Raw genomic sequence first — 7,005 nt, 5'->3', positions numbered from 1 at the left:
GGCATGGGGGTTAGGGCATAGGGGTTGGGGGCATAGGGGTTGGGGGCATAGGGGTTAGGGGCATAGGGGTTAGGGGTTAGGGGTTGGGGGCAAGGGTAAAGGGGTTAGGGGCAAGGGTAAAGGGGGTAGGGGAGTGTTTACCCTAACCCCCAACCCCTATGCCCTATGCTATTCAACCACAATCTCGTCCGTCGCGAACCAGGTTTTTTCGCCCGCGTTCGGGTGCCCGGCGGGGCAGACACCGACATTTTTCGCCCGGATGCGCACATAACGAGCCCGGGCCGTTTTGAAGTCGGCCACAACCGGCAGAATATCCCACGGACCGTTCAGGTCATACCGAATCGGCTGCGTAATGGCTTCCTTGTACTCATTCCCATCTTTCGATAAGGCAATATCGACCGACGTGGGCGGGAAGTTCTTTTCCAAAATGACTTTCAGGAAATTTAGCGAAACTTTCGTCACGCTGGTCACGTCGCCCAGATCGACGGTCACGTCCATGTCTCCGAAGAAATTGGCCCACTGGCGTCGATCACGCGGGGTTTCGCCCCGAACGCCATCAGTCAGTTTGGTCAGGCTCTTGTCGCTGTTGTTTTCGAGCAGAATGGCGTAGGTGTAGGGCTTATTCTTGCCTTTGTGAAGCGTGAACGTCTGGGTCAGACGGCCGCCAGCAGGCGTCATAGCCCGCAAGGTAGTGGTTTTGGTCAGGGTAATCGGCCCGATATACTCGGTGCTTTGCTCGTTCGGCTCTTTACCGTTCAGGGTATAAAAAATCCGGCTGTCGGCATCCAGTTTTTTCAGCACCACCTGCAATTGCCCCTGCTCACTGGGTTGGGTAACGGCGCTGATGTCGAACAGTCGTTTCGCATAATTGACGTTGGTCAGGCGGGGCAGGTGGTTTTTTAGTCGCTGGGCAAAATCCTCGAAATTATGAGGCCCGGCCTGCATCCAGCCGATTTCGGCCAGCGCAATGGCCCGCGGAAAGACCATGTATTCCACCGCTTCAGGTGTAGGCGTGTATTCCGTCCAGATGTTGCCCTGCACCCCCAGAATGTATTTCTGTTCGGCCGCCGACAATTCGGCGGGCATCGGTTCGTAGGCATAGACCTGATCGAGGGGCAGATACCCACCAATGGCCAGGGGTTCGGTCGCCGGGTTGCCCTGGTAATAATCCAGGTAGCAGGTGCCGGTGGGCGTCATCACGACGTTATGTTTCTGTTTGGCGGCCGCAATACCGCCCTCGGTGCCCCGCCAGCTCATAACCGTAGCATTCGGAGCCAGCCCACCTTCCAGAATTTCATCCCAGCCGATAATCGCCCGGCCTTTGCTGTTGACGAATTTCTCGATGCGCCGGATGAAATAACTCTGAAGCTCGTGCTCGTCTTTCAGGTTGTTTTTCTTCATCAGTTCCTGGCAGAACGCACTTTGTTTCCAGGCCGTTTTGGGGCACTCGTCCCCGCCGATATGAATGTATTTGCCCGGAAACAGCGCCATCACTTCCGTCAGTACATCCTGCAAAAAACCGAAGGTTTTGTCCGACGGGCAGAACACATCGTCGAAGACCCCCCATTTCGTCGCGACTTTATAGGCCTTGGTCGGTTCGCAGCCCAGCTCGGGATAAGCGGCCAGGGCACCCAGGGCGTGCCCTGGCATTTCGATTTCCGGAACGATGGTAACGAACCGGCTCTGGGCATAACGGATCACGTCGCGAATCTGCTCCTGGGTATAGAAACCACCGACGGGTTTACCATCGAACTGCTGGGGATAATTCTGGAAATATTGACCCACAACGGTTTCGGCCCGTTTGCTGCCAATTTGGGTAAGTTTCGGGTATTTTTTGATCTCGATCCGCCAACCCTGATCGTCGGTCAGGTGCCAGTGAAACGTATTCTGCTTGTGCATAGCCAGCAGATCGATGTATTTCTTGACGAAGGCGACGGGCATGAAATTACGCGAAACGTCCAGGTGTAGCCCCCGGTAACTAAAGCGTGGCCTGTCGGTGATGGCGCAGGCGGGCATGGTCGGAGCAGAACTCGGGGCTCCGGGGGCGGGGAGCAACTGCCGCATGGTTTGTGTCGCGTAGAAGAGGCCTTTTGGCGTGGACGCTTCGGCCAGCACCCGACCGGGCGAAACGGTTAGTTTGTAGCCTTCGTCGCCCAGAGCCAGAGTTTTGTTCAGCGACAGGAAAATATGGGCTCCTTTAGCCAGCGACGGACTGGTTGCCGCCACCGGAAGCGTTAGCCCGTTGGCCGCCTTGACCTGACCGGCGAAGGTTTGAGCCACTGCTTTTACGCCTGCGTCGGAAGCCGGGCTGACCACGATGCGCGTTGAAGCGGTCAGGGTAAACTGACCATTCTGACCCGAGAAGCGCGCAGGAAACGGAATGAGGTTATATTGGTTTTCAGGTTGAGCGAAGCTGGTTAACGAGAGAAAAAGAAAAAAAAGAATTTGTTTCATGCGTGAAAGCCGATTCGCGAATGGTTCGACCCGCAAAATAGCGAGGAATTTTTAAAGACGGGTAAAAACAAAGGCCTTCCCGGTCGGAAGGCCTCATGTATCGCGTCTGGGCTGGCGTATTTACTTTTTCGACGCCGTTTTTTTAGCGGCTGCCGGTTTTGTCGTAGCTTTTGCCTTGGCGGGAGCTTTAGTCGCCGTTGCCGTCGCTTTTTTGGCTGGCGCTTTGCCGGCTTTAGCGGGGGCGGGTTCGTCGCCGGCCAGTTTGAGGCAGTCTTCCAGGCTCAGCGAGGCCGGGTCGATGTCTTTCGGAATCTTGACGTTCCGTTTGCCCACGGCCAGATACGGTCCGTATTGGCCATTGACCACTTTCACGGCCGGATTCTCCGGAAACTCTTTGATGTATTTGGCTGCTTCAGCCTGCCGTTTGGCCAGAATCAGCTCGACGGCGCGGTCGAACGTCAGCCCGGCCGGCGATTCGTTCCGCGGAATCGAGATGTATTTGTCATCGTGCTTGACGTACGGTCCGAACCGACCTTTGCCAGTGGTGATGGGCTTTCCTTCGAATTCGCCGATGGTTTCGCTCACTGCTTCGGCCCGCTTCTGCTGAATGAGCTGAATGGCGCGGTCGGCGTCGATCGAGTACGGGTCATCCTCCCGCGTCAGCGACACATATTTGTCGTCGTGTTTGACATAGGGCCCAAATTTGCCAATCCCGATGATCATGGGTTTATCCTCGAAATAACCGACTTCCCGTGGCAACGCGAACAAGTCCAGCGCTTCCTGTAAGGTGATGGTTTCGATGAGCTGTCCGTCGCGGAGGTTGGCATATTGGGGCTTCTGCTCGTCGGTCGTTTCGCCGATCTGGGCGTAGGCCCCGTATTTACCCAGCCGGGCCGACACTTTCTTGCCGGTTCTCGGGTCGATGCCCAATTCGCGCGCGCCCGTTTTGAACGACACGATCGAGGAACCCTGAATTTCTTCGATGTTCTTATGAAAATCTCCGTAGAAGCCTTCCAGCATTTTCTGCCAGTTCATGCGTCCGTCGGCGATCTCGTCGAAATCTTTCTCCACGGTGGCCGTGAACTGATAATCAACGATATCCGGGAAATATTCGACCAGAAAATCATTCACCACAATACCGGTATTGGTCGGGAACAGCTTGGCTTTTTCGGAGCCAAAGGTTTCCTTGCCGCTCGTCTCGCTGATCTGATCCTGCTGAAGGGTGAACTCGGTATATTTCCGTTCCTGGCCGGGTTTGTCCTGCTTGACTACGTATCCGCGGTTGATGATGGTCGAAATCGTCGGAGCGTAGGTCGAGGGGCGCCCAATGCCCATTTCTTCCAGTTTCTTCACCAGCGATGCTTCGGCATAACGCGGTTGCGGGCGGGTAAATTTTTCCGTCGCTTTCATCTGGCCCAGGTTCAGGATCTGGCCGATGGTCAGCGGAGGCAGCATACCCTTGGCGTCTTCGTCGCTATCCTCGTCGTCTTTCGATTCGAGATAAACCCGCAAAAACCCGTCGAACTTGATGACCTCGCCCTGCGCAACGAGTTCGTTGGGAAAGGGAGTATTCGGAGCCGGCGCAACTGGGGGGGCAACTGCCTGATTCGCCGGGTCGAAATCCTCACCAAAAACGTCGAAGCTAAGCTCCTGGCTTCCGGCCGCAGCGCCATTCGCAAATCGAATACTGATTGTTACGGTGGTCCGTTCGAGTTGCGCATCGGCCATCTGAGAGGCAATCGACCGCTTCCAGATCAGCTCATACAGCCGTTTCTGATCCCGGTCGGCGCCCGCATCGCGGTCGTTGAAGTTAGTTGGCCGAATCGCTTCGTGCGCTTCCTGCGCCGACTCATTTTTCGTCTTGAACTGCCGGGTCTGCACATACTTCGGGCCAAAATCGGTTTCGATTTGTGCTTTGGCGTTGGTTATGGCTTCCTGCGACAGATTCGTAGAATCCGTCCGCATGTATGAGATCTTACCGGCTTCGTAGAGGTTCTGGGCAATCCGCATAGTACGGTCGACCGAGTAACCGAGTTTGCGGGAGGCTTCCTGCTGCAGCGTCGAGGTGGTAAACGGAGGAGCCGGTGATTTTTTGGCGGGGCGGGTCTCCAGGCTTTTGATCGTGAAGGTCGCGCCAATACAAGCTTCCAGAAACCGCCGGGCATCGCCCGCTGCCGGGAAATTCTTCGGTAGTTCGGCGTTGAGGACTTTATTGCCATCGACGATGAATTGAGCCGTCACTTTAAACGACGACTTCGCCGAGTGTTTATCGATTTCGCGTTCGCGTTCCACCACGAGCCGAAGCGCTACCGACTGCACCCGACCGGCGGATAGCCCCGTGCTGCCACCTTTGATCTTGCGCCAGAGCACGGGCGAAAGTTCGTACCCAACCAGCCGGTCGAGCACACGCCGGGCCTGCTGAGCGTTCACCAGGTCGACATCGATGGTGCGGGGCGACTTGATGGCGTTCTGTATGGCGTTCTTCGTTATTTCCCGAAAAACGATGCGCTTGGTGTTGTCGCGCAGCCCGAGGGCTTCTTTCAGGTGCCACGAAATGGCTTCGCCTTCGCGGTCGTCATCCGTCGCCAGCCAGACTTCCTCCGCCGACTTAGCCAAGGACTTCAATTCACTGACCAGCTTTTTTTTGTCGGGTGAAATCTCGTAGGACGGCCGAAATCCATTCGTCACGTCGACGGCGAGCCCATCTTTAGGCAGGTCGCGCACGTGGCCGAAGCTGGATTTAACGGTGAAGTCTTTACCCAGGTAGCCTTCAATGGTTTTCGCCTTCGCCGGCGACTCCACAATGACTAAGTTTTTTGACATGATACGTTGTTCAGGTTGACAACACTTCCGCTGCCGTTTGCTGCGAAGCGTCTGTATGGACAGGTCGACGGTTTTGTCTGCGCGGGCCGGACAATAGGTCGCAGCCAGTGGTTCCGGGCCAAATATAGACGCAAAAGCACTGACTTATGCAAGTCAGAACGGGTTCGCTGCAATAAAACAGGGGGATTGCCGGGTTGTTTGGAGTGCTATAAACAAGTAACAATGCCGGAGCACTCCCAGTTCGCTCCGACTGAACAAAAACCATATAAATGAGCCGGAAAGGCCATTTTTTATGGTCGGCTTAGGCCGCACAGGCTCTATGAATATCTCTTTTACGAGACTGTCGCAGCGGCAAAAAAAATACTCAAGTTGGGGCGACTATATTCTATTGGTGAACTATTTGCGGGGACCGGATGGCCGGATTGATGAAAAAATAAGTAGACTTACGGCCAGGACATTACCCCATACTAGAGTCAACTATGCCAGATGCCTTGCCTATCGATAAAGCCCTTACGTTCCGGCTGGCTACCGAAGCGGATCTGGAAGCTATCGTTCAACTGCTTGCTGATGATACGCTGGGAGCTCTGCGGGAACAGCAGACCGGGCTGTCGGAGGCTTATCGAAATGCTTTCAACGCCATCGCCACCGACCCGAATCAGGAACTGACAGTCGTGGAACGGAACGGCGAACTGGTGGCGACCTTTCAGCTCTCATTTATTCCGTATTTAACCTACCAGGGCGGACGGCGGGCGCAGATAGAAGCTGTACGGACTAAATCGACTTACCGTGGCCAGGGCATCGGGACGAACGTGTTTGAATACGCCATCCGGCGCGCTAAGGAAAAGGGGTGTCATCTGATTCAACTAACGACGGATAAGCGCCGGCCCGACGCCATTCGGTTTTATGAGTCGCTGGGGTTCGTAGCTACGCACGAAGGCATGAAACGTAAACTTGAGTAAAGAGATTGATTCAACACAGAGGCACGGAGAACACAGAGCCATATTAATCTCCGAGTTCTCCGTGCCTCTGTGTTGAATCAATCTTCTCGTTTACTTTGCCGTGGGCAGGCCGATCTGCAAACCGACGTTCAACGTAAAGAATTTGGAGGTCCTGTCGAAGTTGACGTTGCCCAGGTTGCCCACGGTGGCGCTGCCGTTTTTATTCCCAAACATAAGGTTGTAAGCTCCTTCGGCAAAAATCCCCAGGTTGCCCAGGGCCAGCACCAGGCCTACTTTGGGCGCAACACCTACGTTGGTAGAGGTCACTTTACTGGTTTCCTGACTGTTGAACTTAATTCGGTAGGCCGTCGAATACACGCCTGCTTCGGCGCCGATGTACGGGCGCAAAACACCATCCGTGAAGTAATAATCGATCATGCCCGTTACGGGTATGATTCCGGCCGAATACTCCAGCGTTTGCCCAACGGCGCTGAAACTCCGGGTTTCGCCAAAGGCTTTGACGCCGATGCCTACGTCGAACTGCGACGACAGATAGATCTTGGCGAAGAGCCCACCCCCATACAGGGTATTCGAACCTTCCACGTCGCTGGACGCCAGCGAGCCATGCGCGCCCACCGAAAATTGAGCCCGTACGGGCGTCAGGGCCAAAAGACCAATGACCAGCGTGACCGCTAAACCAAAGAAAAAACGTTTCATGATGTATGGTAATTAGGTGAGTGATACGATTATAACCCATCGGAGAATTCATTGTTTATGGCCGTGGCAAACC

The 7,005-nt window shown here is 55.0% G+C and carries 4 protein-coding genes; 1 reads left to right on the top strand and 3 read right to left on the bottom strand.

Annotated features, from left to right (window positions below):
• Positions 1 to 168: 168 nt before the first annotated feature.
• Both ACYVC2_RS13510 and topA read right to left on the bottom strand, forming a co-directional pair.
• On the bottom strand, positions 169 to 2,454 hold the full coding sequence (locus ACYVC2_RS13510; protein ID WP_461102958.1) for a glycoside hydrolase family 20 protein: 2,286 nt from the start codon (positions 2,452 to 2,454) through the stop codon (positions 169 to 171).
• A 120-nt stretch (positions 2,455 to 2,574) separates the two neighbouring features.
• Positions 2,575 to 5,277: a type I DNA topoisomerase gene (gene topA, locus ACYVC2_RS13505; protein WP_461102957.1), complete on the bottom strand. Its 2,703-nt coding sequence runs from the start codon at positions 5,275 to 5,277 to the stop codon at positions 2,575 to 2,577.
• Positions 5,278 to 5,756: 479 nt separating this feature from the next.
• On the opposite strand from topA, the gene ACYVC2_RS13500 reads away from it, so the two are divergent.
• On the top strand, positions 5,757 to 6,236 hold the full coding sequence (locus ACYVC2_RS13500) for a GNAT family N-acetyltransferase (RefSeq protein WP_461102956.1): 480 nt from the start codon (positions 5,757 to 5,759) through the stop codon (positions 6,234 to 6,236).
• 90 nt (positions 6,237 to 6,326) lie between these two features.
• On the opposite strand, the gene ACYVC2_RS13495 is transcribed toward ACYVC2_RS13500, so the two are convergent.
• The gene (locus ACYVC2_RS13495; RefSeq protein ID WP_461102955.1) at positions 6,327 to 6,932 is read right to left on the bottom strand and encodes a hypothetical protein; all 606 of its coding nucleotides are present in this window, start codon (positions 6,930 to 6,932) and stop codon (positions 6,327 to 6,329) included.
• Between the last annotated feature and the right edge of the window lie 73 nt (positions 6,933 to 7,005).

This window comes from Spirosoma koreense (assembly GCF_054777875.1).
Note: the sequence above shows the minus strand (reverse complement) of the source record. Positions and strands in the feature narration are given on the sequence as shown.